Genomic DNA, 23,073 nt, shown 5'->3' with positions numbered 1-23,073 from the left:
AGATGATGGATAAAATAAAACTTCAAAAAGAAATTTCAAATTATAAACCAGAAATGACTTCAGATGAAAGATTAAAAGCCTATTTTAAAGGAGAGCGAGTTGACCATTTGCCATTTAATCTCATGAGCCTTGATATGGCCTATGGAATGAATTTGGGATATACATTGAAAGAAACAGACCAAATTGAAAATTTAATAAAAATTATTAAAAAAAGATGCCAAGAATACAAGGTGTATGGAATTTCTGAAGGTTTAAATCTTAGAGCTATGGGCTATGCCCTTGGTTCAAGTGGAATTTTTCCGGAAAATGATATAGACCATGTCGAAAAATATTTGTTGGAAGATGAAATTGATATGAATTTATTAGAAATGCCAGATCCCTACAAGAATAAATTTTTAAAAAGAAAAATTGACAATGCAAGAAGGCTCAAAGAAAGTTTCCCAGACCATAAAATTTCTACTTTTGTAGCGGGACCTATGACTGTTCTTTCAGCTTTAAGACCTATTGAAAAACTTTTGAGAGATTTGAGAAAAAATCCTCAAGGAGTAAAAAAATTATTAGATTTTGTTTTAGAGGCAAATATGAAATGGATTGAAGTTTTTAACAAAGAATTTGGAGATGTGGGAGTGATGATTGCAGATCCAGTTTCTTGTGACGATATTTTAAGTCCAAAACAAGTAAAAGAATTTTCATTTCCATATTTAAAAGAATTGACCGATAGAATTTATAAGGTAAATAATATCAAGGCAAATCTTCATATTTGCGGTCACACAAAAAGGCAATGGGAAAATCTTACAAATTTACAAATTGGATCATTTAGTGTTGATAATTGTCATGACCTTAGTGAATGTAAAGAAATAATTCAAGATAAATTGTCCTTAATGGGAAATGTTCCGCCGGTTGATGTAATGAGAAATGGTAGTGTTGAAGATGTAATAAATTCTGTAAAATCTTGTATAAAAAAAGGTGCGGATAATAAAATGGGATTTATATGTGCAACAGGTTGTGCAACTCCTGCAAATAGTCCAAAAGAAAATTTGGATGCCTTTGTCTATGCAGTTCAAAAATACGGAAAAGATGCAAAAATCGGAGAAATTCCACAAGCTGTGTGGGAAGATTAATGGGAGGATTTATGAACAAAGAAGAACTTAAAGAAGAGATGAAAAATTATAAACCAGAAATCACTTCGTCAGAAAGAATATCTAAATATTTAAGTGGCGAAAGAGTTGACCACATTCCCTTTGCAATTATGAGTACAAATAGAATTATTGCAAATCATCTAAATTATACAATCAGCGATATGGAAGATGTGGATAAATTATCAGATATTGTCCAATACAAATACGATAATTATAAAATTGTTGGCTTAACAGAAGAATTAAGTTTGAGATCAATGGGCCATGCTGTTGGTTCAAAATTAATTTTTCCAGAAGATGATATTGATTATATAGAAGAATTTGTAATGGAAGAAAAACTCGATATGGATTTAATTGATTTGCCAGATCCTTATACAAATGAAGTTTTGGCTCCAAAATTAGAAAGAGCAAGAATCCAAAAAGAAAGATTTCCAAATATGGCAATCGAAACAGAAATTCCAGGGCCGATAACAACAGCAGCCGCTATTAGACCAATTGAAAAACTTTTGAGAGATTTGAGAAAAAATCCCCAAGGAGTAAAAGAATTATTAGATTTTTGTTTTGAAGCAAATATGAAATGGGCGAAAGCTTTCAAAAAAGAATTTGGTCCAACAAGTGTCATGGTTGTAGACCCAGTTGGTTGCGATGATATTTTAAGTCCAAAGCAAGTAAAAGAATTTTCTTTGCCATATTTGAAAAAACAATTGAGTGCTTATTACGAATTAAATGGAATTAAGGCAAACTTACATATTTGCGGTCACACAAAAAAACAATGGAAATATTTTAAAGATTTGGACATAGATTTTTTCTCAGTTGATAATTGTGAAGATTTAGAAGAATGTAAAAAAGAAATTGAAGATAAATTAATTGTTGTAGGAAATATTCCTCCAGTAGAAGTAATGCGCTATGGATCAATTGATGATGTAATAGAATCAGTGAAAACTTGCATAAAAAAAGCAGCTGATGCAAAATGTGGATATATAGCAGCAACTGGTTGTGGTTCTCCTGTAAAAACTCCAATAGAAAATTTGGATGCCTTTATTTATGCAATAAATAAATACGGAAAAAATGCAAAATTAGGAGAAATGCCAGAAGCTATAAACGAATAAAAAATTATAAAAATGAGCCAAAAATTTCTAACAAAAATTTAAGGCTCATTTTTTGTCTATCAAAAATATAAAAAAATTTTTATTTGAAAATTTATTTTTAATTTTCAAACAAATCCAGATATTTTTCGTATCCTTCTTCTTTTAATTTCTTTTTTGGAATAAATCTAAGGCTTGCGCCGTTTATGCAATATCTTAGTCCGCCTTTTTCTTTTGGGCCGTCAGGAAAAACATGACCTAAGTGTGAATTTGCATTTTTGGATTTTACTTCTGTTCTTATCATTCCATGAGATAAGTCCTCATTTTCTTTTATATTATTTTCTAGTGGCTTTGTAAAAGAAGGCCAGCCACAACCTGAATCAAACTTATCTAAAGATGAAAATAAAACCTCTCCGCTAATTATATCTACATAAATTCCATCCTTATAAAAATCATTGTAGATACTAGAAAAAGGTTTTTCTGTGTAAGATTTTTGAGTAACCTCATAAGATAATTTAGAAATCTTATTGAGTTTATCTTTTTTTATTTTCTCATCCATAATATCCCCCTTACAAATATTTTACTAATTTATAATAATTTAGGCAATAATTTTATTTACTTTTAAAATGAATTAATTAGTGATACAATATTTTCAATAATAATGAAAAATGGAGATAAATTATGGGGAAAAATATTATAGCAGACCATGCCAAATGGCCTAGACTTGAAGATGCAATTTTTAAAATTAGCGGAGAGTGTAAAAAAGCAATAGCAAAAAAAGGAAAAGATAAAATTATAAATTCCACTTTGGGAACATTAATTGATGATGATGGAAATATTATTGCCTTTGATAGCGTTTATGATACTTTAAAAAATATGGACAAAAAAGATATAGCGAGCTATGGAGCGATAGAAGGCGACAAAGAATTTTTGGATTTAGTAATTGAAAAATGTTTTGGAGCTTATAAACCAAAAGGATTTATAAAATCAGTTGCAACAGCTGGAGGAAGTGGAGCAGTAAGACATACGATTTGGACTTTATCAGGAGTTGGCGATTATGTAATTTGCCCGAATTGGTATTGGCCAGCTTACGCCACAATGTGCGAAGAATACAATAGAGAATTTTTAAATTATGAATTTTTAAATGAAAATTTTGAATTTAATTTAAAAGAATTTACAAAAGCCTTGGATTTTTCTTTAGAAAAAAAAGATAGGGTAGTGTGTGTATTTAATTCGCCTGCAAATAATCCGACAGGATTTTCAATTGAAGATTCTATGTGGGATAAAATTTTAAAAATAATAAAAGATAGAGCGGTTGATGGAAAATATATTACGATTTTATTAGACGTTGCCTACATTGAATTTGCTGGAGATGGAAGTCAAAAGAAATTTTTCCAAAAATTTGGAGATTTGCCAGAAAATATTATCACAACAGTTGCCTATTCAATGAGTAAATCCTACACAGCTTATGGACTAAGGTCAGGAGCTTGTATAATTGTTTCATCAAACGAAGAAATTGCAAATCAAGTTTTTGATTCAATGAAACATTCAAACAGGGCGATTTGGTCAAACATAACTCATGCAGGAATGAATATCTTGGTAGATTTAGAAAAGGATGAAAAAAAGAAAAAATCCTACGAAAAAGAATTAGAATTTTACAGAATAATGCTTGAAAAAAGAGCCAAAGCCTTCACAAAAAATTCAAAAAAAGTAGGACTTGTAACACTTCCATATTTTGGAGGATTTTTCATATCAATTCCTTGCAAAAATTCTAAAAAAATCGCAGAAAAATTAAAAGAAAAAGATATGTATATAGTTGCAAACAAAGAAGGATTAAGATTTGCAGTATGTGCAGTAAGCGAAAAAAAATGTAAAATTTCTCCAAAGATTATAAAAGAAGTGATAGATGAGATAAATAATTAAAAAAGTTTAAAAAAATATAATGATTTATGCAAAAAAAATAGACCACGATGGTCTATTTTTTTACATATTTTTAATCAATTCAAAAAGCTCAATGGCTGCGGATCTTGGGCCTTCAAATTGCATGTTGTTAAGTCCTAGTTGGGTTTTTATTGTTCCTACTTTTACTTTATTTTCAAATAAGTTATCAAAATATTTATCTAACAATTTATCACATTCTTCTCTTTTTTGAACTGGGCCAAATGGATTTGCAAAATATGTTTGAACAAGTCCTGTTTCTGTTGTTGTTCCTTTGGCAAGTCTTGCACCTCTTTTGAAAACTCTTAGGGCTTCTTCTTTTGTATTAAAAATTTCTATTGAATCACATCCATCAAGAACTGCTGAATAGTTGTCAGCGTATAGGAAAAAGTCGACTTCATAGCCTAAATTTATTTCATCAAAAGATGCAACTGGCATTATTAATCTTGAATTTACTTTGTCGGGATTCATAAAAATTGACCTGTCGATTTGTTTGAAGGCGTAACCTGCATCAAGGTCATCAAGTCTTACAAAGGCTCCAATTTCTGTTCCATAAGCATAAACTTTATTATTTTTAATTCTAAATGAACCCATATCATCAAATACAATTGTCATTTCTTTTATATAGTCTTTGGCAAGTGATCTGAATGCTTCTATTGATTCGCTTTTTCCTGCTCCGCTATCGCCAAGAATTACAATATTTACAGTTTTATTATTTTGCAAAACTACAGAAAGTCCTGCACCATGAATTGGCAAATATTCTTTTTTAATATTTATTACGTTATTTAAAGTAAGGACCATTTTTTTCAAATAACCAAAATAATCAATTTTATCAGAGTATGCAATGTAGCCTACATATAATTTATTTTCCTTATCATAATAAAAAGAATTTTTTCTTTCGCCTTCATCTTTTGGTCCATAAATATAAATTGCATCTGGAGCTTTTTCTTCAATTTCTTTGACATCAGCTAATTCAAAAAGGTTTGATGCAGAAACCCCATGTGTTAATAAATCTCTGTGGAAATATATAAAAATTAAATTATCGCCAACTTTTGCTGGATAACAGAAAAAGTGTGGATAATTTATATTTGTATTTAAAATTGGATTTTCATAAACTTCTTCAAAAACCCCATCTCTCTTGTTTGATTTTGTATAAGTTATATAAGGAGTTTCAATCATAACTTGAGTTATAAATGGAATTTTATTTAAATCTTTATAAATTTCTGGATAATTTTTATTAAATTGCCTAATCATAATAGACGCATCGGCAGCTGCTGGGACTTGCCTATAAACCTTTGGCCATTCTCCAAGAATTGACATTTCAATTCGCCTGTAGGCTTGAAGAATCATATTTTTTAATTTTTCATTTATTTCAACAAAATTTACAACTCCAACTCCTCTAGAATTCTCATTTTGTTGTATTATTGAATATCTTTCAAGATTTCTCCAATAATTATAAAATTCCTCAACGATTTTTAGTAAGCCATCTTTTTCCTTATTCAAATTGTGATATTTATTAATTTTTGATGAAACTTCATCAATATTCATAACTGTCAAAAGTTTCAAAATATCAGTTAGCTCTCTTGCAAGAGAATCAACAGATGAATTTATAAAAAACTGTTCAATATAAGCATATACTCTTGTCGAATCCTTTTTGTGATAATTTATAAAACATTTTGTCAAATCAAGAAAGGATTCACTATTTAAAAGTTCATTTACATCATTAAAAAATTGTTCGGATAAATTTAATATGGCTTTGTTGCCTGTAATCGAAAATTCTTTGCTCATTTTATCTCTCTTTCTTTACTCTTTTCTATTTTTATTAATAATTTTTATTAATTATATATCAAATCCCCATCTAAAACAAGAAAAAAAGATTCTTTGTAAGAACATTCATCAAAAACATTTAATAAGTTCTTACAAAAAATCTCATTTTAAAATTACAAATTTATTTTTTTATTTTCCTATAAATATAATAAGAATAAATAAAGGAAAATAAAGTTGAAATTACTAGACTGGCTATAAAAATATAAAAGCAAATATTTAAAGAAAATGATAAGGATGTAAGTGAAATAATTCCGCTAAAGAAAAATAAAATCCCTGCAAATTTTTGAGTTTTTTTCCACACTAAATCATCTTCCATAGCCCAAGATGTCCTAAATCCCATTGTATAATTTCTTTTTATTTTTGGCATAAAAATTCCGCTAATTGCTACAAGCAAAGAAAAAAGCCCAAGTAAAATTCTGCCGACATCAATATTATCATTAAATGTTTTCCAAATAGTCAAACTTACAATAAGAAAATTTAAAATCGGAATAAATAATAAAAAAATGTGCTTATAATTTTTGTCGTGTTTGTCAGATTTTGGATCAAGGCTAATGATAAGAAAAAGCGCCAGATAAAGCAAAATCATAAAAGTAATTACAAACAACAAAGCATTAGTTTTATTTGTATAAAAATTAGAATTTGCATACAAATCATAATGAATTGGAATTCTTACCGGAAGTCTATCATAAAAAATAATTGCTATTATTATAGATAAAATAAAAATAATCGTTGCAAAAATTAAATTTTTTTTATTTTCTTTCAAAAAATCCACCTACCTTTCTACTTTAATTAATATCATTATATTAAATTTGTTTGTAAAAGTATATAAGTTTAAAAATTTAAAGATAAAATTATTTTGTTTTTTATTTTTAAATGCTATAATAATTATGTATGCGAAACAAGAAAGGAATATTATGAAAGAATATGATGTTGTTGTAGTAGGCAGCGGCGCTAGCGGATCTTTTATGGCCTACGAATTTACTAAATTAAATTCAGATAAAAAAGTTTGTGTAATAGATGCAGGAAGAAAAGTAAAAGCTAGAAAATGTCCTATATCAGAAGGAAAAGTTAATTCTTGTATAGGATGCAATCCTTGTAATATAATGTATGGATTTGGAGGAGCAGGAACTTTATCAGATGGAAAATATAATATAACAACCAATTTTGGTGGAGATTTACATAATTATATTGGAGAAGATAAGGCTCTTAAATTGATGGAGTATGTGGATTCTGTTCTTATGAATTTTGATAAGGGAGATGCTACACTTTATTCAACAGAAAATACAGGATTAAAAAGTGAATGTCTAAAAAATGATTTGCATTTATTAACAGCAAAAGTTCGTCATTTTGGTACAGAAAGAAACAGAGAAATTTTACAAAAAATATACGATTATGTAAAAGATACTGTAGATTTTGAATTTATGACAAAAGTTATAAGTGTAGATTTTGAAGACGGATATTATTTTGTAAAAACAGACAAAAACGAAATAATAAAATGTAAATATTTAGTTCTTGCTGCTGGAAGATCTGGTTCAAAATGGATTTCAGATACTTGCCAAGAATTTGATGTAGAAATGAAAAAAAATAGGGTTGATATTGGAGTTCGTGTAGAAGTTCCAGCAGAAATTTTCAAACACATAACAGATAAAGTTTATGAAGCAAAAATTGTTTATCAAACAAAACAATATAACGATCTTGTAAGAACATTTTGTATGAATCCTTATGGAGAAGTTGTAACAGAAAATACAAATGGAATTATGACTGTGAACGGTCACTCTTATGCAAACCCAGAACTTAGAACAGAAAATACAAATTTTGCTCTTTTGGTTACAAATAAATTTACAGAACCATTTAAAGATTCAAATGAATATGGCGAATCAATTGCAAGAGTTTCAAATATGCTCGGTGGTGGAGTATTGATGCAAAGATTTGGAGATCTTGTAAAGGGAAGAAGATCATCAGAAAGAAGAATGAAAAAATCTTTCCTAAGACCAACCTTAAATGCAACAGCTGGAGATTTGTCTTTAGTTATGCCAAAAAGACAATTAGATGACATAATAGAAATGATTTATGCTCTTGATAAAATTGCTCCAGGCATGGCAAATGACGATACACTTTTATATGGAATAGAAGTTAAATTTTATAATTCAGTTGTAGAAGTTAATGAAGAATTTGAAACAAGTCAAAAAAATCTATTTTGTCTAGGCGATGGATCAGGAGTAACACATTCCTTATCACAAGCTTCAGCATCAGGAGTTGAAATGGCAAGAATTTTAAATGAAAGAGCTTAATAATTTTAAATTTTGATTTAAAAAAATTTGATTTTAAAATTAAATTTTCAAATAAAAATATTTGACAAAAAATATAAATTCTTGTATTATAACAAAAGAGAGTTAAAGAAGTACCCACTACTCACCTGCCGACAATTTGTTTTCAGGTTACAATCTCTTGTTAGAAAATTTTTCTAATTATATTTTGTATTTTAATGGGTACTTTGAGTGCCCATTTTTTTATTTGAATATTTTGGAGGTAACATTATAAAAGATTTAAAAATTAATGACGAAATTAGAGACAATAAGCTTAGACTTATAGACGAAGACGGATCACAAATTGGAGTTGTATCAAAAGATGAAGCTTTGGATATTGCTTATGATAAACAATTGGATCTAGTATTAATGTCACCAAATGCTAAGCCACCAGTTGCAAGAATTATGGATTATGGGAAGTTTAAATACGACCAAGAGAAAAAAGCTAAAGAAAATAAGAAAAAACAAAAAACAACTCAAACAAAAGAAACAAGATTTAGCTTAAATATCGAAGATCATGACCTAGCAACCAAGGCTAATCAAACAAAGAAATTTCTTAACAACGGAGACAAGGTAAAAGTCTCATTAAGATTTAAAGGTAGAGAATTGGGTCATAAAAACTTAGGCTATGATGTATTAGATAAATTTATGGAATTTGTTGGAGATTGTGCACAAGTTGATAAGAAACCAGCAATGGAAGGAAGATCACTTGTACTATTCATTTCACCAAAGACAGAAGAAAAATAGGAGGCAAATATGGCTAAGAACAAAATCAAAACAAAAAGAGCAGCTGCAAAAAGATTTAAAGTTACAGGCAGTGGAAAAATAAAAAGACACAAAGCTTATAAGGGACACCTTACAGCTAAAAAAACACCAGCAAGAAAAAGAAGATTAAGAAAATCTACAATGGCATCTAAAGGCGATACAAAAAATATCAAAAGATTATTAAATATCTAATAGGAGGAAACAATGGCAAGAGTAAAAAGAGCATTAAACGCTAAAAAAAGACATAAAAAAGTTCTTAAACAAGCTAAAGGTTACTACGGTTCAAAATCATTACTTTTCAAAACTGCAAACCAAGCAGTAATGAAATCTTTACAATATGCATTCATTGGAAGAAAAAGAAGAAAAAGAGATTTTAGAAAATTATGGATTGCAAGAATAAATGCAGCAGCAAGAGCAAATGGAACAAGCTATTCTAAATTAATGGGAAATCTTAAAAAAGCAAATATAGATATTAATAGAAAAATGCTTGCAGAAATTGCTGTATCAAATCCAGAAGAATTTACAAAATTAGTAGAATTAGCTAACCAAGCAGCTTAATGATAATAAAATCAGAATCTAACGAAAAATATAAGTATTTAAATAAATTAAAAAAGAAGAAATACAGGAAAAAGTTTAATTCTTTCATAATCGAATCAATAAAAATTGTAGAACAAATTCCAAAAGACTTTGAATGCGAGTTTGTTTTTGTAAATGAAGATATGAAAGATTATGAAACTAATTTTAAAAAGATAGTTTTTTCAAATAAATTATTTGATAAGCTATCTTTACTGGAAAATCCTGAAGGTGTTTCAGCTTGTTTGAAAATAAAAAATCAAAAAGAAATTTCTTCTGATAAAATTTTACTTTTAGACCATATACAAGATCCAGGAAATCTTGGCACAATCATAAGAAGTGCTGAGGCATTTTCTTTTAAGGATATAATTTTATTAAATTCTTGTGTAGATATATACAACGAAAAAACAATTAGAGCAAGTATGGGTTCTATATTTAGGTTAAATTTTATCGAAGTCGAAATAAATGATTTAAAAGATTTGTTAGATAAAAATTATAAACTGGTTTTGGCAGATATGAATGGAAAATCAGTAGATTATTACAAATCTTGTGATAAAATAATATTAGCAATAGGAAACGAGGCTAATGGAATTAGTAAATCTTTAAAAGGTTTATCAAATGATTTTGTGTCCATAAAAATGGATGGAAGAATCGAATCATTAAATGCGGCAATTGCTGCATCAATATTGATGAATAATTTTAGCCAAAGCGGATAAAAGCTATACTATCCAAGCAAAGCAAGTGGTAGATGATGAGAGGCCACCTTGTAACGGTATAGTAATTCCCCGCCTAGCTTTGATACGAATTAAGTAGTTGAGACGGTAATGCGTTATAATTATTGAGTGGATTATTACAATCAAATTAGGTGGTACCGCAGATTATTCTGTCCTTTTATAGGGCAGTTTTTTTGTACCAAAATTTAAAGGAGAAAAGATGAAGGAAAAATTAGAAGCCTTGGTTAAAGAAGCGACTGAGGCAATTGAAAAAAGTGAAGATTTAAAATCTCTTGATGATTTAAGAGTTAAATATCTTGGTAAAAAAGGTGAAATTACTTCTTTAAAGAAAAATATTTCAAAATTACCAAATGAAGAAAAGCCGATGGCTGGTAAGTTAATAAATGAAATATCAAAAGAAGTTGAAGAAAAATTAGAAAAAAGAAAAGAAGAAATTAAAAAAATTCTTCTTGATAAAAAAATAAAAGAAGAAAAAATTGATGTAACTGCAAATTTTGATCTCTATTCTAGCGGACATTTTTCAGTTATAAATCAAACAATGGCAGAGCTTGAAGAAATTTTTCAAAATATGGGCTTTGACGTTGTAGAAGGACCAGAAATTGATACAGTAAAAAATGTTTTTGACGATTTAAATTCTCCAAAAAATCACCCATCAAGATCACTTTCTGACACTTTTTATATAAATGAAAATACACTTCTTCGTCCTCACACATCAAGTATGCAAATTCGTGTGATGAATGAAGGGAAACTTCCAATAAAAATGGTTTCAGCTGGAAGAGTTTTTAGAAATGATGAAGTAGATGCAACTCACTCTCCAATGTTTCATCAATTGGAATGTTTAGTTGTTGATGAGAATGTATCACTTGCAAATTTAAAAGCAACTCTTGAAACTTTTATAAAAGAAATGTTTGGCGATGAAATGAAAATGCGTTATCGTCCTCATCATTTTCCATTTACAGAACCATCTTTAGAAGTTGATGTAACTTGTCCGATTTGTGGTGGCAAGGGATGTCCTGCTTGTTCAAATACAGGTTGGTCAATGGAACTTTTGGGTGGAGGAATGGTTCATCCAAATGTATTAGAAAATTGTGGAATAGATAGTGAAAAATATACTGGTTTTGCCTTTGGTCTTGGAGTTGATAGAATTGCCATGGTTAAGTACGGACTAGATGATATTAGATTACTATTTGATAATGACAAAAGATTTATTGAGCAATTCTAGGAGGGATTATGTTAGTACCTTTAATTTGGCAAAATGATTATATAAAATTAGACGAAGATTTAAAAACAATTACAGACAGATTATCAGAGACAGGATCACACGTAGAAAGTGTAAATTTTATTTCTGATAAACTAGATGGACTTGTTGTAGGAAAAGTTTTAAAACAAGAAAAACACCCAAATGCCGACAAATTATTTGTCCTTACAATTGATGTTGGAGAAGAAATTACTATAGTAACTTCTGCAAAAAATACAAAAGAAGGCGACTATCTTATAGTAATTAAATCAGGATCAGAAATTAACGGACAAAAAATTGATGACCATGAATTTTTTGGAATTGTAAGTCAAGGAATGCTTACATCATACAAAGAAATAGGTTATGATGATTCAGTTATTGAAAAAAAATCGAAGGATGGAGTTATAGTTTTATCTGGAGAATTTAAACCAGGCACTCCTGCTGTTGAAGTTTTATTTTCAAATACTCCAGTAATTGAATATGAAATTACTCCAAATAGACCTGATTGTCTTTCAATTATTGGAATGGCAAGAGAATCTGCTGCATCTTTTGATAAAAAAATTACTTATCCATCATTAGAATATCCAACAGTTTCTGATAAAAAAGAAGATTACTTTAATGGGATTGAAATCAAATCAAAAAATTGTAAAAGATTTACAGGAAGAATTATTAAAAATGTAAAAGTTGGCGAATCTCCTCAATGGCTTAAAAATTGTTTGATGCTTGCTGGAATGAGACCTGTAAATAATGTTGTAGATATTACAAATTTTGTAATGCTTGAAACAGGTCAACCCCTTCACGCTTACGATCTTGAAACTTTACACGATAGAAAAATTATTGTAAGAGATGCTAATGACGGAGAGATTATTAAAACTCTTGACGGAGAAGAAAGAAAATTAAATGAAGAAGTTTTGGTAATTTCTGATGGGAAAGAAGCAATCGGCCTTGCTGGAATTATGGGCTCAATGGATAGTGAAATTACAGAAAATACAAAAACTATTCTTCTTGAATCAGCTAATTTTGATTCTGATAATATTAGAAAATCTTCTAAGTTTTTAAATTTAAGATCTGAGGCATCATCAAGATTTGAAAAAGAAATTTCTGTAGAAAATGCAGATTTTGCATCAAAAAGAGTTATGAAACTAATAACAGATCTTGGAATTGGTGAAGTTTTAGAAGATTATTTTGATGAAGGAATAAAAGAAAGCCCAGAAAACAAAGTAAAACTTAGAATTTCTAGATTAAATTCTTTAATTGGAAAAGATTTTTCAAAAGATGATGCGATTTCTTATTTAAAATCTTTGGAATTTGATATTGAAGATATTGATGATGACACAATTGAAGCAAATATTCCAAATTTCAGAATGGATATTTCAATTGAGGCAGATTTAATCGAAGAAGTTGCAAGACTTTACGGTATGGGAAAAGTTGAGTCAAAACCACTTTATTCATCATTACAAAGAGGAGAAAAAACTCCTATGAGATTATTGAAAGATGAATTAAAAAATAATTTATTTGGACAAAAATTCTCAGAAATTACAACCTATTCTTTTATTTCTCCAAGAGATTATGATAAATTGTTGGTTGATGAAAATTCAAAATTAAGGGATTATATAAAAATTATAAATCCTTTGGGAGAAGATTATTCTGTAATGAGAACAACCCTTCTTTCAAATATGCTTGATACTTTTTATAAAAATATTTCCAAAAAACAAAATGATTTGAGATTTTATGAAATTGGAACTGCTTTTATTAAAGATGGGGCTGATCTTCCAGAAGAAAAACAATATTTGACTATGGGTCTTTATGGAGATTATTCTTTTTATGATTTGAAAGATTTCTTTATTAAGTCTATGAAAAAAACTGGTTTTTATGGTTTTAGATTTGAAACTGAAGAAAATATTAAAACTTTCCACCCAGGAAGATGTGCAAATATTTATCTTGATGGAGAAAAAATTGGTATTATGGGACAAATTTCCTATGAAGTTATGGAAGAATTTAAAATCAAAAATCCAGCCTTGGCACTTGAAATTGATCTTTCTATGATTAAGGATAAAAAAATCGACCAAGTAAAATACAAGGCTCTTTCAAAATTCCCATCAATTTTACGTGATTATTCATTTACTTGTGATAGGAATGTAGAAAGTCAAATGATTGAAGATATAATTATTTCAAGAGCAAATGGCTTGGTAAGAAATATAGAAATTTTTGATATTTATACTGGAAGTCAAATTGATCATGGACAAAAATCTATTTCTTACAAGGTAGCTTATGGAAAAAATAATGGAACTTTAAAAGATGAAGAAGTAGAAAAAATTGAAAAAGAATTTTTAGAAGATTTAAGTAAGGAAAATATAAACTTGCGTAGTTAGGAGTTAAAGTGGCAGATAATAAAATTGTTGTTAATATTGCTGGCATGGACTACACTTTGATAAGTGATCAAGATGAAAATCAAATTGAACAAATAGCAGCTTATGTCGACAAAAAAATAAGAGAAATCGACAATGACAAGCTAACTCGTGAAAATCAATTGGTTTTGGCATCTTTAAATATTGCTGATGAAATGTATAAACTTTTGATAAAGCACAAAAATTTAAGAAAAGAAGCCGAAGAGCCAATCGAAAATTATCCAAAAATAAAAGAAGCCTATGAAGATTTGGAAGAAGAAAATCAACTTATAAAAGATGATTTTGAAAAATCCAAAAAAGATTTTATGGAATCTATGAAAAAAATTGATGAATTAAATTCTACAATCAATAGGCTAAATGATGAAATTGACAAAAAAAATAAAATAAATAAATCCAAAGATGAAAATCTTCAAAAATTAAGAGAAAATCTTATTTCTTTGCAAGAAGAAAATTTAGATTTACAAAAAGAAAATGAAGATTTGAAAAGAGATTTATAATGAGAGAAGTTGAAATATTAGCTCCTGTTGGAAAAATGTCCATGCTATATGCTGGGCTTTCTGCAGGGGCTTGCAGTTTTTATTTAGCCTTGGACGATTTTGGGGCAAGAGCCTACGCCAAAAATTTCTCCCTAGAAAACATAGAAGAAGTTATTGATTATGTTCATTTATTTGATAAGAAAGTTTTTATAACTATAAATACTCTTATTAAAGATGAAGAAATTGATAAGGCGATTTTTTATATTGAAAAACTTTTTGAATACGGAGCTGATGCGATTTTGATCCAAGATATTGGTCTTTATTCTTTGGTTAAAGATATAAATGAAAATGCAAAGCACAAATTAGAATTTCACGCTTCAACCCAAATGGCAATAAAAGATTGCGATGGAGCTCTTGCTGCGAAAAAACTTGGTTTTGACAGGGTGGTTGTTGCAAGAGAAACTGAAATTGATGAGATAGAAAAAATTTGCAAACTAGATATTGATACAGAAGTTTTTGTTCATGGATCTCTTTGCGTTTCTTTTTCTGGAGAATGTTTGATGTCATCATATCTTGGAAAAAGATCCGCAAACAGGGGTAGGTGTGCAGGAATTTGTAGAAAAAAATATCAGCTTATAAATGACGGAAAAGTTTTGGGAGAAGATTACTATCTTTCAATGAAAGATTTATCAACCATAGATTTTACTGAAGATTTGATAAAGGCTGGAGTTGATTCCTTAAAAATTGAAGGACGTATGAAAACTGATGAGTATGTTTATAATTCTGTAAAAAATTATAGGCAAAAGTTAGAGAAAAACTCTTATGATAAGGACCAATTAAGAGATATTTCAAATAGGTCTTACACAAATGGATTTATTTTTGGTCAAAAATCTTCCTACCTTGCTCTTGAAAATGAAAATAAACACAGAGAAATTGGCGAAGTTTATGAAAAAAATGGTAAGAGATTTTTTAAATCAAATTCAAATTTGATAAAAGAATCAATTCTTCAAGTTACAACTGTAAAAAATAGAAAACTTCCCTTGACCTTGACAGAGGATTTGAAAAAAAATCAAGAATTGGAATTAAAAGATTTTAAAGATGCAAAATTAGGTTCTAAAATTTATCTTCTTTCTTCAAAAATATTAAGAGACAATTTAGACCAAGGTCTAAATTTTTACAAAAATTTGCCTTTGGACATAAAATTTGAAGCGCAAATTGGACAAAATCCCAAAATTACCCTCAAATATAAAGATACAAAAATTTCTTATGAAGGGGAAAATTTGGTTGAAGAAGGAAAAAATATTTCTTTAACGAAAAAAGATATTTCAGAAAATCTTACAAAACTTGGAAATACAATTTATAAGGCTAATGAAGTTGAAATAAATATCGACTCAAATATATTTTTGAGAAAAAAAGATATAAATTCAATGAGAAGAAGAGCAGTTGAAATTTTAAATGAAAAAAGACTTGGCATTTACAAAAATAATCCGGTTAAAATTGAAAAAAGAAAATTAAAAGATAAAAAGAATTTTAAAAGAGAAAAAAACATAGAACTTTTGTCAAATGATATAGATATTTCTTTATTAAAAGATTTTGACAATATTTATTTGAGAAAATACGACAAAAAGTTTGATGGGCTAAATATTTTTTATATTATGGATGCTGATAAAAAATATGACCTTGATTTTATTTCATTTTTAAAAGAGAAAAATTTTAAGGGAGTAGTTTTTAATAATTATAAAGATTTTGTCCTAAAAGATGAACTTATAAAAAATGGATTTGAAATCAGGATTGGTAGATATCTCAACGTTTTTAATTCCTATGCTTTTGATTTTTATAGTGATTTTTCTTCAATGATTTCATCTTCAGTTGAAAATTCTTTTGAAAATATAAACAAAAATTCAAGAATTTATCCTACAGAAATTTTGGCATACGGTCCAATTGAACTTATGAATATGCGTCATTGTCCATTTTCTGCCATAAAAAAATGTGGGCTTGTTGGCTGTGAATCTTGTAAATTTTCAGATTCAAAAATAAAAGATGAAGACGGAAATCTTTTTGATATAAAAAGAAGGGATGGACTTTCTAGAATTTATTCCAATGAAAGTGCCAACATTGACCTTAAAAAAATTGAAAAATCAGTATCTTTATTGTATCTTGTAAGAGATGAGAAGGATATAAAAAATATAAGAAAAAATAAGATTAACAATCTTGGATATGACAGGGGTGTTATTTAATGCAGGAAAAAACCTTAGAAGTTTTGGAGTTTGGAAAAATTTTGGAAAAACTTAAAACTTATGCAAGAAGTGAACTTGTTAAAAAAGAAATTTCAAAAATAAAACCTAAAAATAATATAAAAGAAATAAAAGACGAACTTGATAAAACAAAAGCCATGGAAGAGGTCATTGTAGAAAATGGAAATATTGATATTTTTGGACTTTTCGATTTAAAAGAAATTATTGAATATGTAAGGAAAAAAGGAATACTAGAACCCTTTGAGCTTTTAAAAGTTTTGGACTTACTCAGAGTAAGCAATTATTTAAAAGAATATGGAGAAAATATTGAAAATCCTTACATAAAAGATTTGTTTGATAGGATTTCAGTAAATGATTTTATAAAAGATGAAATCGAAAGGTCAATTATTTCAGAAGATGAAATAGCAGATAATGCCTCAGCAAATTTAAGGTCTATTAGAAAAAAAATAGGCAAAAAAGAAGCTGAAATTAAAAATAAATTATCCTTTTATATTTCATCTCCAAAATTTGACGAATCTCTCCAAGACAAGGTTGTTTCAATTAGGGATGGAAGATATGTTCTTCCAGTAAAAACAAATAAAAAATCAGTTTTAAATGGAATAATCCACGATAGGTCCCAATCAGGAAATACACTTTTTATTGAACCAAATGCTATCGTTGAATTAAACAATGACCTTTCAAATTTACAAATAGAAGAAAGCGATGAGATTAGAAGAATTTTGGATAGGCTTTCAAGATTTGTAGAGGGCTTTGACCAAGAAATTTTAGAAAACCAAAAATTAATTCAAAGAATAGATTTTTTACAAGCAAAGGTTAAATATTTTTTGGCACACGAATACACCATGCCAAAACTTACAGATAAAAAAATCATAAATTTAAAGTCAGCCCGCCATCCACTTTTGAAAGGAAATGTTGTTCCAATTGATGTGAAAATTGGAGATGGATACAAGACATTAATAATTACAGGACCAAATACAGGAGGAAAAACTGTATCACTTAAAACTGTTGGTCTTGTTTCTTTAATGGCTCAAGCAGGATTTTATATTCCATGTGATGAAGATAGTGTGGTAAATGTTTTTGATGATATATTTTTGGATATTGGCGATACCCAATCAATTGAAATGAGCCTTTCAACTTTTTCGGCATCACTTACAAATATTGTAAAAATCACCGAAAATGTCAGCGAAAATTCTTTGGTTTTATTAGATGAAGTTGGAAGTGGTACAGATCCAACAGAAGGAGCTGCCCTTGCTATTTCTATTTTGGAATTTTTGAAAAATAAAAATGTAATGACTTTTGCAACAACTCATTATTCTGAATTAAAATATTATGCTTTGGAAAAAGAAGGAGTAATGAATGCAAGTGTGGAGTTTGATGTTGAAAGCTTATCGCCAACCTACAAATTAATTATAGGAACTCCAGGAAAATCAAATGCTTTTGAAATTTCAAAAAGACTTGGCTTAGATAAAAAAATATTAGCAAATGCAAAATCAATTCTTTCAGATGATAATAAAAATTTCAATACAATTCTTGAACAGCTTGATCAAAATAAAAAAGAAATGGAAATAAAAAATCAAGAGATAGAAGATTACAAGAAAAAAATCAAAAAAGCAAGAAATGATCTTTTGGCTTTGTCTGAAAATATTAAAAAACAAGAAAAAGAAATTATTGAAAAGGCAGAAGATAAGGCAAATAAAATTTTAGAAGAAGCAAATAAAGCAAGCCAAGATATGCTAAAAATTGCAAAAAAATCAAAAAATGGAAATACTTCTGATATTGATAGGTCTTTAAATGATATTAGAAATAAATATAAAGATTCAAAAATTGACAGGCAAGAAGAAGTATTTAAAGAAAAAATAAGCAAAAACGCTCCACAAAATTTAAAAGTTGGAGATGTAGTTTTAATTGAAGGATTAAATGAAAAGGCTCAAGTAATTGAAAATCCCGACGAAAAGGGTAATATAAAAGTACAAATGGGTATTTTGAAAATGGATTCCAATATTAAAAATGTTACCAAAATAAAGTCAAATAATAAGACTAAAGAAAATACTAACAGAATTTATAAGGCAAAAAAAGCCATGCACATTTCTCCAACTCTTGATTTGAGGGGTCAAAGATATGACGAGGCTTTGAGAAATTTTGACAAATACCTAGATGATGCTATGCTCTCAGGACTTGACCAAGCAAAAATAATCCACGGCAAGGGAACTGGTGCTTTGAGAAATGGTATAAATGATTATTTAAAAAATAATAAGATGATCGACTCCTATAGACCTGGAAATGAAAAAGAAGGTGGATACGGAGTAACAATTGTAAAATTCAAATAGGACTTGGAGGGAATATGAAAGATTTTAAAGAAATTATAGCTAAAAAATTAGAAGAAAAAGAACTAGGATTGGGTTACAAAGAAATTTATGATTTAATTGAAATTCCACCTCAAGAAAATATGGGAGATTTTGCTTTCCCTTGCTTTACATTGGCAAAAACTATGAGAAAAAATCCTAAACTTATTGCAGAAGAAGTTGCAAGTAGTTTGGAAATTGATGGCGTTGAAAAAATTGTAAATGAAAATGCTTATGTAAACTTTTATCTAGATAGACAAAAAGTAACAAATGATGTAATTAATGAAGTTATAGAAAAAGAAGACGATTATGGTAAAAGTGATATGGGTAAGGGAATCAACGAACTTGTTGAGTTCTCATCTGTAAATATCGCTAAGCCTTTCCATATTGGCCACATTAGATCAACAGTAATTGGAGATGTTATTAGAAATATTTATGAATATCTTGGATATAATGTAACAGCTTCTAACTATATTGGAGATTATGGTACACAATTTGGTGTAATGATTGCAGCTTACAAACTTTGGGGAGATAAAGAAGCAATCGATAAAGACCCTATCAATGAACTTTTAAATTTATATGTAAGATATACAAAAGAAGAAGAAGATAACGAAGAATATCAAGAAAAAGCTAGACAAGAATTTAAAAATCTTGAAGATGGCGAAGAAGAAGCTATGAGATTATGGCAATGGTTTAAAGACTTATCTTTGAGAGAATTTGATAGAGTTTATGGAATGCTTGATATAAAATATGATAATTATCACGGAGAAAGTTACCATTCACAATGGATGCCAGCAGCCCTTGAAGAATTAAAAGAAAAAAATCTTTTAGTAGAATCTGATGGAGCTTACATTGTAGATTTGAGTGAATTTAATTTGCCACCATCAATGTTAATTAAATCAAATGGTTCATCAGCATATATTACAAGAGACGTTGCTACAGCACTTTATAGACATAGAACTTACGGACTAGATAAAAATATATATATTGTAGGAAGCCAACAAAAATTACATTTCCAACAATTAAAGAAAATTTTATACTTAATGGGACACGAAGATGTAAGCGAAGAAGTTTTACACGTACAATTTGGTATGGTTTCACTAAAAGACCAAGTTCTTTCTACAAGAAAAGGCCACGTTGTTTTCTTAGAAGATGTTTTAAATAAAACAATCGAAAAAACATATTCAATAATGAAAGATAGAGATAACCAAATTGAAAATCTTGATGAGGCAGCAAAAATTGTAGGTATTGGTGCAGTTAAATTCCAAGAATTATACAATTCAAGAATCAAAGATTATGTGTTTGATTGGGATGAATTATTAAACTTCGAAGGAGAAACAGGCCCATACGTACACTACACTTACGCAAGAGCAAAATCTGTATTAAGAAAAGCTGGAAAAGAAGAATTTGGACAAATGAATTTTGAAAAATTAAATACAGATGAAGAATACAGTTTGATTAAAGCATTAGAAAGTTTCCAAGATGCAATAATACTTGCTAAAAATAGACTTGAACCATCAGTAGTTGCAAGAAAAGTAATGGAAATTGCTCAAAAATTCAATAAATTTTACAATTCTACACAAATCTTGGTAGATGATGAAAAATTAAAAGAAGAAAGACTTGCCCTAACTAAAGCTACATCAATAGTAATTAAAAATGGTTTAGGAATATTAGGAATCAAAACAGTGGAACAAATGTAATGAGTGAAAGAATTATAGATTTTTTAGAATGTTCTAAATACGCATTTTCAGAAAGTGTAAAAAAAATAAAAAAATCCTATATTCTTTTCATATCTTTGGTAGTTAGGTCGATATTTGAAGGCATGAAGGGTTTATCAATTTTAAACTCTTCATACCTATCATCATTAATAAATTATTTTATAGAAATATTAATTTTGTGTTTTGTTGCTCAAGCTTTAAGATCAATTGTTCTTTACAATAATACAGGCAAAAAATCAATAGAAAATTCCATATCGAATTTTTTCTATTTAATAATGGCAGCAATGTTTTCAATTTATATAATTGAGCTTATATTTGATAATTTATTGAGCGGACTTGATCCTGCAATTTCTAATTTGCTTAAAATTTTATTTAAATTATTCACATCGGCTGTAATAGAGCTTGTCTATATAGATAGCGTTTATGGATTTAGTATACTTATAGACTCATTTAATTTTGTAAAAAACAATTTTTTTGTTTGGGGAATTTATGCCCTAATATTTATTTTGATAGATTCATTTTTGATAAATAAGATTGTAGTAAACACATCAGCATTTGCAAATGAATTTATATATGTAATATTGCTTGCCCTTTGGGATACAATATCTTTATTATTTAAAGGACATTTATTCAAAACATTATCAAATCATTCCTACAGACAAAGAAAATTTATGAGAGGATAAGATGGCAAAAATTGACCAATATTTTTTGAATTTTACAGATAAGCTTGGATATATTGACCTAAAAAAAGAATCATCATACGATTTATTAAACAAAACTCCACTAGCTCTTTACACACAAGACTTATCAGAAAATGTGATAAATGGAGAATTTGAAAATAAAATAAATTTAGATGTTATTTTAGATGGATTAATAATGAACCTTGCCATAGATAAGGATTTCAAATACAAAGATACCTATATAAAAATTATAGAAAATTATATAAAAAATATAGGAGCCTACGCCACACAAAAGGCCCTAAAAAATTTGGAAAACAAAACAGAAAAATCCTTGCTTTTATTGAGAGGAGCCTATATAATAAATCCTTTTGATAAATATAACGCCTATAATTATGCAAGAATTTTGTGGCCAAAAGCCTACGAAGATACAGAATATAAGGACGAATTTATAAAAGAATCCCTTAGAATTTTGCAAGATATAATAAGCCAAGACGAGAACTTTCCACTTTCATATTATGAATTAGGAAATATATACGCAAATCTTGGAGAATATATAAAAGCAAGATCCTATTATGAAAATGCTCTACAAAGAACAAAAGACATAGAAGCCCAAAACGAAATAAGAGATAAAATCAAAATGATTTTTGACAATGCAGAAATTGAAGAAGGGCTATATTATATAGGAAAAGGAAACTTCGACAAAGCAATACAAATTCTAACAAGGCTTTTATCAAAAACAAAAAGAGCAGACGCTTATTATTATTTAGGAGTGGCCTATCAAAATATAGGACAATACGAAAATTCCATCCTAGCCTTTGAAAATGCTCTAGAAAAAGGTGGAGAATTTAGAGAGCTTTATAACGATTACTCAATAAGCTTATACGCAACAGAAAAACCAATAGATGCAATAGAAATAATAAATCAAGGATTAAAAAAATACCCAGAAGATCCTAGAATGATCTACAATAGGTTGCAAATAAATTTATCACTAAATAATATCAACAAAGCCAAAGAAGATATAGAAAATTTAGAAAGCTATGACGACCTTAGCGACGAATTATCAACAAACTTACAAATAATTAAAGAACAATATAAAATAAATTAATCTCAAATTAAATTTTGAGATTTTTTTTATTGCAGTTGAATAAAAATAGAAAAAAAGTATGTTTATAATGAATAACGTTTACTTAAATAGGAGGAAATTATGAAAATAATAGAAACAAAAAATGCACCAGGTGCAGTAGGAGCATATTCACAAGGAATAGTATCAAACGGATTTGTATATTCATCAGGACAACTACCATTAGTTCCAGAAACAGGTGAATTAATTTCAGATGACGTTAAAAAAGCAACAAGACAATCATTAGAAAATGTAAAAGCTATCGTAGAAGCAGGTGGCTCATCAGTAGAAAAAATAGTAAAAGTAAATATTTTCTTAGATGACGTAAACGACTTTGCAGCAGTAAACGAAGCTTATGCAGAATTTTTTGGAGATCACAAACCAGCAAGAAGCTGCGTAGAAGTTGGAAAACTTCCAAAAAATGGATTATTAGAAATCGAAGCAATAGCAGAAATCTAATAAATTAAACAAAT

Annotated in this window: 20 protein-coding genes; 17 read left to right on the top strand and 3 right to left on the bottom strand. The window is 28.5% G+C overall.

Features of this window, described 5'->3' with window-relative positions:
* Window positions 1-5: 5 nt before the first annotated feature.
* A complete protein-coding gene (locus HMPREF0078_RS05795) occupies window positions 6-1,121 on the top strand; it encodes a uroporphyrinogen decarboxylase family protein (RefSeq protein ID WP_039920563.1) in 1,116 nt (371 codons plus the stop codon).
* An 11-nt stretch (window positions 1,122-1,132) separates the two neighbouring features.
* Entirely contained in the window at window positions 1,133-2,245 is a 1,113-nt protein-coding gene (locus tag HMPREF0078_RS05790; protein WP_232618466.1) for a uroporphyrinogen decarboxylase family protein, read from the top strand.
* Between the two features lie 97 nt (window positions 2,246-2,342).
* Here HMPREF0078_RS05790 and msrB read toward each other — a convergent pair whose 3' ends face one another.
* Window positions 2,343-2,780 (bottom strand): peptide-methionine (R)-S-oxide reductase MsrB, encoded by a 438-nt coding sequence (msrB, locus tag HMPREF0078_RS05785; protein ID WP_004839190.1) that lies wholly within the window; start codon window positions 2,778-2,780, stop codon window positions 2,343-2,345.
* Between the two features lie 122 nt (window positions 2,781-2,902).
* Here msrB and HMPREF0078_RS05780 point away from each other — a divergent pair, with 122 nt between their 5' ends.
* Window positions 2,903-4,144 (top strand): aminotransferase class I/II-fold pyridoxal phosphate-dependent enzyme, encoded by a 1,242-nt coding sequence (locus HMPREF0078_RS05780; protein ID WP_004839189.1) that lies wholly within the window; start codon window positions 2,903-2,905, stop codon window positions 4,142-4,144.
* A 60-nt stretch (window positions 4,145-4,204) separates the two neighbouring features.
* On the opposite strand, the gene HMPREF0078_RS05775 is transcribed toward HMPREF0078_RS05780, so the two are convergent.
* Together HMPREF0078_RS05775 and HMPREF0078_RS05770 are read right to left on the bottom strand one after the other, a co-directional pair.
* Window positions 4,205-5,947, bottom strand: a complete 1,743-nt coding sequence (locus HMPREF0078_RS05775) for a hypothetical protein (protein ID WP_004839188.1) — start codon at window positions 5,945-5,947, stop codon at window positions 4,205-4,207.
* Between the two features lie 160 nt (window positions 5,948-6,107).
* Window positions 6,108-6,749: an SdpI family protein gene (locus HMPREF0078_RS05770; RefSeq protein ID WP_039920562.1), complete on the bottom strand. Its 642-nt coding sequence runs from the start codon at window positions 6,747-6,749 to the stop codon at window positions 6,108-6,110.
* A gap of 151 nt (window positions 6,750-6,900) precedes the next feature.
* Between HMPREF0078_RS05770 and HMPREF0078_RS05765 the strand changes: the two genes are divergently transcribed.
* The 14 genes from HMPREF0078_RS05765 (at window position 6,901) to HMPREF0078_RS05700 (ending at window position 23,059) form a co-directional block, all read left to right on the top strand.
* On the top strand, window positions 6,901-8,277 hold the full coding sequence (locus HMPREF0078_RS05765) for an NAD(P)/FAD-dependent oxidoreductase (protein WP_039920560.1): 1,377 nt from the start codon (window positions 6,901-6,903) through the stop codon (window positions 8,275-8,277).
* Window positions 8,278-8,484: 207 nt separating this feature from the next.
* On the top strand, window positions 8,485-9,039 hold the full coding sequence (infC, locus tag HMPREF0078_RS05760) for a translation initiation factor IF-3 (RefSeq protein ID WP_004839185.1): 555 nt from the start codon (window positions 8,485-8,487) through the stop codon (window positions 9,037-9,039).
* Window positions 9,040-9,048: 9 nt separating this feature from the next.
* Entirely contained in the window at window positions 9,049-9,249 is a 201-nt protein-coding gene (rpmI, locus tag HMPREF0078_RS05755) for a 50S ribosomal protein L35 (RefSeq protein WP_004839184.1), read from the top strand.
* 12 nt (window positions 9,250-9,261) lie between these two features.
* Complete coding sequence (rplT, locus tag HMPREF0078_RS05750) at window positions 9,262-9,615, top strand: 50S ribosomal protein L20 (RefSeq protein WP_004839183.1); 354 nt, start codon at window positions 9,262-9,264, stop codon at window positions 9,613-9,615.
* Window positions 9,615-10,346 (top strand): TrmH family RNA methyltransferase, encoded by a 732-nt coding sequence (locus HMPREF0078_RS05745; protein ID WP_004839182.1) that lies wholly within the window; start codon window positions 9,615-9,617, stop codon window positions 10,344-10,346. The genes rplT and HMPREF0078_RS05745 overlap by 1 nt, the downstream gene beginning before the upstream one ends.
* Before the next feature lie 217 nt (window positions 10,347-10,563).
* Complete coding sequence (gene pheS, locus HMPREF0078_RS05740) at window positions 10,564-11,586, top strand: phenylalanine--tRNA ligase subunit alpha (RefSeq protein ID WP_004839181.1); 1,023 nt, start codon at window positions 10,564-10,566, stop codon at window positions 11,584-11,586.
* 8 nt (window positions 11,587-11,594) lie between these two features.
* Window positions 11,595-13,973, top strand: coding sequence for a phenylalanine--tRNA ligase subunit beta (gene pheT, locus HMPREF0078_RS05735; protein WP_004839180.1), 2,379 nt, complete (start codon window positions 11,595-11,597; stop codon window positions 13,971-13,973).
* Window positions 13,974-13,981: 8 nt separating this feature from the next.
* The gene (gene zapA, locus HMPREF0078_RS05730) at window positions 13,982-14,506 is read left to right on the top strand and encodes a cell division protein ZapA (protein WP_004839179.1); all 525 of its coding nucleotides are present in this window, start codon (window positions 13,982-13,984) and stop codon (window positions 14,504-14,506) included.
* Complete coding sequence (locus tag HMPREF0078_RS05725; protein ID WP_004839178.1) at window positions 14,506-16,722, top strand: peptidase U32 family protein; 2,217 nt, start codon at window positions 14,506-14,508, stop codon at window positions 16,720-16,722. Before zapA ends, HMPREF0078_RS05725 begins: the two co-directional genes overlap by 1 nt.
* A complete protein-coding gene (locus HMPREF0078_RS05720) occupies window positions 16,722-19,067 on the top strand; it encodes an endonuclease MutS2 (RefSeq protein ID WP_004839177.1) in 2,346 nt (781 codons plus the stop codon). The genes HMPREF0078_RS05725 and HMPREF0078_RS05720 overlap by 1 nt, the downstream gene beginning before the upstream one ends.
* Window positions 19,068-19,081: 14 nt before the next feature.
* The gene (argS, locus tag HMPREF0078_RS05715) at window positions 19,082-20,782 is read left to right on the top strand and encodes an arginine--tRNA ligase (protein ID WP_004839176.1); all 1,701 of its coding nucleotides are present in this window, start codon (window positions 19,082-19,084) and stop codon (window positions 20,780-20,782) included.
* Window positions 20,782-21,483 (top strand): hypothetical protein, encoded by a 702-nt coding sequence (locus tag HMPREF0078_RS05710; RefSeq protein ID WP_004839175.1) that lies wholly within the window; start codon window positions 20,782-20,784, stop codon window positions 21,481-21,483. The genes argS and HMPREF0078_RS05710 overlap by 1 nt, the downstream gene beginning before the upstream one ends.
* Before the next feature lies 1 nt (window position 21,484).
* Window positions 21,485-22,585 carry a tetratricopeptide repeat protein gene (locus HMPREF0078_RS05705; protein WP_039920559.1) on the top strand — a complete coding sequence of 367 codons (1,101 nt, stop codon included), beginning with the start codon at window positions 21,485-21,487 and terminating at the stop codon, window positions 22,583-22,585.
* Window positions 22,586-22,684: 99 nt separating this feature from the next.
* Window positions 22,685-23,059: a RidA family protein gene (locus HMPREF0078_RS05700; protein WP_039920558.1), complete on the top strand. Its 375-nt coding sequence runs from the start codon at window positions 22,685-22,687 to the stop codon at window positions 23,057-23,059.
* Window positions 23,060-23,073 lie beyond the last annotated feature (14 nt).

The sequence above is a fragment of the Anaerococcus vaginalis ATCC 51170 genome (assembly GCF_000163295.1).
Lineage (GTDB): Bacteria > Bacillota > Clostridia > Tissierellales > Peptoniphilaceae > Anaerococcus > Anaerococcus vaginalis.
This window is presented reverse-complemented; position numbering and strand designations above follow the sequence as displayed.

Coding starts and splice junctions, on each gene's coding strand:
- HMPREF0078_RS05795 (WP_039920563.1), top strand. CDS start 6: ATGGATAAAATAAAACTTCAAAAAGAAATTTCAAATTATAAACCAGAA.
- HMPREF0078_RS05790 (WP_232618466.1), top strand. CDS start 1,133: ATGAACAAAGAAGAACTTAAAGAAGAGATGAAAAATTATAAACCAGAA.
- msrB (WP_004839190.1), bottom strand. CDS start 2,780: ATGGATGAGAAAATAAAAAAAGATAAACTCAATAAGATTTCTAAATTA.
- HMPREF0078_RS05780 (WP_004839189.1), top strand. CDS start 2,903: ATGGGGAAAAATATTATAGCAGACCATGCCAAATGGCCTAGACTTGAA.
- HMPREF0078_RS05775 (WP_004839188.1), bottom strand. CDS start 5,947: ATGAGCAAAGAATTTTCGATTACAGGCAACAAAGCCATATTAAATTTA.
- HMPREF0078_RS05765 (WP_039920560.1), top strand. CDS start 6,901: ATGAAAGAATATGATGTTGTTGTAGTAGGCAGCGGCGCTAGCGGATCT.
- rpmI (WP_004839184.1), top strand. CDS start 9,049: ATGGCTAAGAACAAAATCAAAACAAAAAGAGCAGCTGCAAAAAGATTT.
- rplT (WP_004839183.1), top strand. CDS start 9,262: ATGGCAAGAGTAAAAAGAGCATTAAACGCTAAAAAAAGACATAAAAAA.
- HMPREF0078_RS05745 (WP_004839182.1), top strand. CDS start 9,615: ATGATAATAAAATCAGAATCTAACGAAAAATATAAGTATTTAAATAAA.
- pheS (WP_004839181.1), top strand. CDS start 10,564: ATGAAGGAAAAATTAGAAGCCTTGGTTAAAGAAGCGACTGAGGCAATT.
- pheT (WP_004839180.1), top strand. CDS start 11,595: ATGTTAGTACCTTTAATTTGGCAAAATGATTATATAAAATTAGACGAA.
- HMPREF0078_RS05725 (WP_004839178.1), top strand. CDS start 14,506: ATGAGAGAAGTTGAAATATTAGCTCCTGTTGGAAAAATGTCCATGCTA.
- HMPREF0078_RS05720 (WP_004839177.1), top strand. CDS start 16,722: ATGCAGGAAAAAACCTTAGAAGTTTTGGAGTTTGGAAAAATTTTGGAA.
- argS (WP_004839176.1), top strand. CDS start 19,082: ATGAAAGATTTTAAAGAAATTATAGCTAAAAAATTAGAAGAAAAAGAA.
- HMPREF0078_RS05710 (WP_004839175.1), top strand. CDS start 20,782: ATGAGTGAAAGAATTATAGATTTTTTAGAATGTTCTAAATACGCATTT.
- HMPREF0078_RS05705 (WP_039920559.1), top strand. CDS start 21,485: ATGGCAAAAATTGACCAATATTTTTTGAATTTTACAGATAAGCTTGGA.
- HMPREF0078_RS05700 (WP_039920558.1), top strand. CDS start 22,685: ATGAAAATAATAGAAACAAAAAATGCACCAGGTGCAGTAGGAGCATAT.